This is a genomic window from Litchfieldia stipae (genome assembly GCF_014837155.1).
In the GTDB taxonomy this organism is placed as follows: domain Bacteria; phylum Bacillota; class Bacilli; order Bacillales; family Bacillaceae_L; genus Litchfieldia.
Genome location: NZ_JACYHA010000067.1, coordinates 1 through 578, shown reverse-complemented (window position 1 = coordinate 578; position 578 = coordinate 1). Strand labels below are relative to the sequence as shown.

The following is a 578-nucleotide window of genomic DNA, read 5'->3' as shown; positions in this document are numbered from 1 at the left end:
ATCGCTAGTAATCGCGGATCAGCATGCCGCGGTGAATACGTTCCCGGGCCTTGTACACACCGCCCGTCACACCACGAGAGTTTGTAACACCCGAAGTCGGTGGGGTAACCGTAAGGAGCCAGCCGCCTAAGGTGGGACAGATGATTGGGGTGAAGTCGTAACAAGGTAGCCGTATCGGAAGGTGCGGCTGGATCACCTCCTTTCTAAGGAATATGAAAGGCAAAGGCGACTGTTCAGCCAGGAAAATCGGTGGAGACTCTGACAAAGGAGCTTGCTCCTGTAGGAAGAGTTGAAGCGATCGAGTGGCTAGGAGCCGGAGCTAGACATTGAAACTCTTATGAGTTTCATAAAAAGACGCTTGTTTCGGATAACAAACCTTACGGTTTATTATCCTGCGAGGATTATGCTTCCGTAGCTTATTCTCGTATTGTGGTCAGTTTTGAAGGAACTTTCCTTCTATATAATATTCGTACCTTGAAAACTAGATAACATAACAAAACATTCATTTTTAAGAAACAAACCAATGTAAGAAACTGTAAAGATCTTACTAACTTTTAACTTAGGTTAAGTTATTAAGG

1 rRNA gene is annotated in these 578 nt (G+C 44.5%); it reads left to right on the top strand.

Annotation, left to right across the window (positions count from 1 at the left end):
• A 16S ribosomal RNA gene (locus F7888_RS22325) occupies positions 1-203 on the top strand; the annotation flags it as partial.
• Positions 204-578: the final 375 nt, after the last annotated feature.